Source organism: Moorena sp. SIO3I8 (assembly GCF_010692325.1).
Lineage (GTDB): Bacteria > Cyanobacteriota > Cyanobacteriia > Cyanobacteriales > Coleofasciculaceae > Moorena.
Genome location: NZ_JAAHHW010000321.1, coordinates 1 through 1,812, shown reverse-complemented (window position 1 = coordinate 1,812; position 1,812 = coordinate 1). Strand labels below are relative to the sequence as shown.

Genomic DNA, 1,812 nt, shown 5'->3' with positions numbered 1-1,812 from the left:
TTGGAGCCTTTGATGCAGCTAGTGAGCAAGGATTATTTAATGCTGACGATGAAAATCTTCCCATCTCACTAATCGGTGCAGCAGGTGCAATGGGTTCAGATACAGCTAAACGACTGGCAGAAAAGGGTTTTAAAAATGTATTAGTCTCAGATATAGCCTATGACTACACCAAACCTGTAGAGACAGATTCTACCACAGGAGAAAAACTGGTTCCCATCTTGGAAAGCGAACGATACCGTATGAATGGTGAAGCATTCCAAAGAATTCCCTCCAGTTGGGGTGTGGCTTTAGCAGAGCCAGGAAAGTTTACTGATGAAGCATTGGGTAAAAAGGGTGAACCGAGGGTAATTATTGCTATGACTTTCGGTAAAGCCCTAAAGCATTCCAATCTTGATGCTATTCCATACAATTCCACTGTGCTTCTATCAGAAAATTGGGCAATTCCTCCTGGAGATGAAGGATTGGAAATCATGAAAGCTCTCAAAGACAGGGGTATTATGGCATTGCAAGGTCAAGCAATAACTCCCGGTGGAGCAGGAAATTCTAAAGTGGAAATATTTTTCAGAGCCACAGAAAATGGAGGCATCACCAAGGCAATGGAAAATGAACAGACACCTACTTATCATAAACGTCTAGGACATGAAATTGTGTACAGACAAGTAAAGCAAGGTGCCAGTGATTTGCTGACTTTGGCGAAGGAAAGGGATATCACCACAATAGAAGCTCTAGCTGAATATACTAACCTACCTGTACTGGCACGAAACTTTGTATTGCAAAAGTTTCTCTAATAACTAGCTAAATTTGTAGGGATTCAGGTATCTCAACTCCAGCCAAAAAAGAGATTTCAGAATTACTGAAATTTAATAGATCGAAAATTTTTGCCAGTTGAGAAGGAAAGAATTAGGGGTTCAGTCAATGCTTTGAATAACTCCGAGAGCGATCGCAAGCGATCACTCTCGGAGAATTTGTTAGAGTTAGGTGAGTGCTTTTTTACTCAAATTAAATATAAAAATATGACTTTTAGCTATGTTTATTGAGATTAGTAAGGAAAATCGCGCTAAAGCACTGGTTTTTGGTGCCATTTTAATAAAACTTATGTTGTGGGGATCCGCATTTCCTGCCATTCGGGTTTCCCTGGCTGGATACAGTCCTGCCGGAGTCGGTTTTCTAAGATATCTAGTCGCATCTCTGGTTCTGCTTGTGTATGCCCTAATCAGCCGAATGCCAATGCCCGAACTAGAAGATTTGCCGCTAATTTCCTTTTGTGGTTTTATCGGTATCGCGCTTTACAATTTCATGCTCAATACAGGTGAGCTTACTGTTACGGCTGGTGTCTCAAGCTTTATTAACTCGACGCAAGTAGGCGTTATCGCAATTTTGGCAGTACTATTCTTAAACGAACAACTTAAAAAAATAGGTTGGATTGGTATTGCGTTGTGTATTGTGGGTGTTGGTATTATGTCCTTCACTGAAGGCAATATGTCCTTCACTGAAGGCGATGTTTTTCACCTATCGATAGGAGTATTATTCGTTTTTATTTCGACCGTCTCAACCAGCTTGTATTCAGTGCTACAAAAACCACTGCTACAGAAATACACTGTAATTCAATTTATAACCTATGCAATTTGGGCAGGAGCAATCTGTTTATTCTTCTTTGCACCTCGTGCCGTGTTGTCAGTTACTAATGCACCGTTGAATTCAACTTTAGCAATCGTTTATCTGGCTCTATTCCCAGGTATTTTGGCTTACGTTGCATGGTCTTATGTATTGTCTAAGCTTCCAGCCTCACAAGCAGGCAGTTATTTAGCTTTA

At 40.6% G+C, this 1,812-nt stretch carries 2 protein-coding genes; both read left to right on the top strand.

Annotated elements, in window-relative coordinates:
• On the top strand, nucleotides 1–788 hold a 788-nt coding region (locus F6K51_RS36610), incomplete at its 5' end, for a hypothetical protein (protein WP_293030900.1).
• A gap of 238 nt (nucleotides 789–1,026) precedes the next feature.
• Nucleotides 1,027–1,812 (top strand): EamA family transporter (locus F6K51_RS36605; RefSeq protein WP_293030897.1); only part of this gene is annotated, 786 nt, incomplete at its 3' end.